This window comes from Flavobacterium sp. (genome assembly GCF_040402955.1).
GTDB lineage: Bacteria > Bacteroidota > Bacteroidia > Flavobacteriales > Flavobacteriaceae > Flavobacterium.
This window is the reverse complement of record NZ_JBBALQ010000045.1, coordinates 1-1,188: the sequence shown is the minus strand read 5'-3', so window position 1 is coordinate 1,188 and position 1,188 is coordinate 1. Positions and strand designations below refer to the sequence as shown.

2 protein-coding genes are annotated in these 1,188 nt (G+C 32.7%); one reads left to right on the top strand and one right to left on the bottom strand.

Annotated features, from left to right (window positions below):
- Positions 1-236 precede the first annotated feature (236 nt).
- A complete protein-coding gene (locus ABWP78_RS09795; protein ID WP_353171069.1) occupies positions 237-443 on the bottom strand; it encodes a hypothetical protein in 207 nt (68 codons plus the stop codon).
- Between the two features lie 346 nt (positions 444-789).
- On the opposite strand from ABWP78_RS09795, the gene ABWP78_RS09790 reads away from it, so the two are divergent.
- Positions 790-1,122, top strand: coding sequence for an ArsR/SmtB family transcription factor (locus ABWP78_RS09790; RefSeq protein ID WP_353171066.1), 333 nt, complete (start codon positions 790-792; stop codon positions 1,120-1,122).
- Positions 1,123-1,188 lie beyond the last annotated feature (66 nt).

Sequence of the window (1,188 nt, the reverse complement as noted above, 5' to 3'; positions counted from 1 at the left end):
AAAATATCCGTATTTATCCGTAAATATACGAATTCTGATACGTATCGTTTAGCACCACTCATGAGTTATTGTGACGCAATTACTCACATTTAATCAAATTTAGCAGATGAGCATTTGAGTATTTGAGCATTTGAGTATTTCAAAAATCAACAATTCAAAATCTCAATGCTGCAATTTTTCACCCCTCCAATTCGATAAAAAAACACCCTCCCATTTCAAAAAATATTTTCACTCACTCATCCGCTGCGACGAAAAGAACATTCGTCAAGTCCTTTTTTTACAACATAACCAGCCACAGCTGATACAACTGCATAAATGATAACAGTAGAAAGTCCAGGTAATGTAATGGCTAATAAAAGTGGCTTTGCCGTTATGGCTTTACCAACGCCACCAACAACACCCGATGCGGTAGTGAATAATGCGTTATGTGTAGGTTGCTCCATCAAGTTGTATGTTCTTTAGGAGACAAACTTCAGGATAACTTATTTGCTGAAAGGGCGTGTGAGGGCGTGTGTAGCTCTAAAGCGGTGTGTGTAGATGTATGAGGGCATTTTATTATTATCTTGATGGGCTGAATATTGAAATCATTTTCATATTTTATCTAGTTGAATATTGAAATTGGAAATTTGATAATAATTAAAATTTACTATTAACATCAATACATGTGAATTAAATAATACCCTTCTAACTGCGTGAATAACAAAGAATCTGCTGGAAAAGAAAAATGACTATTCTTTTCCTTTTTTTATTCAAAAATACATCGTAATATTGCAATATAAATATATTACTATGGGAGCAACTAAAACAGATTTCTACACAGACAGCCAAAACGAAATGGCAATATTAACAAAAGCACTCGGTCATCCTGCCCGAGTTGCAATTATAGAACACATTTTAAAAGTCAACTCTTGTATTTGCGGAGATATTGTAAACGAATTGTCTTTAGCTCAGCCGACTGTCTCAAAACATTTAAAAGAACTTAAAAACGCAGGATTAATAAAAGGAAGTATTGAAGGAAATGCAATTTGCTATTGTATAGACGAAAACGGTTTTGAAAAATTTAAAAGTTTTTTTCAGAACATACAAACACATATTCAAAAAAAGAAAACCGATTGTTGTTAAACTAAAAAATCATATTATGAAACTATCAGAAATTAAAAATCAATTAAGCACGCTTGAAAGTGTGAC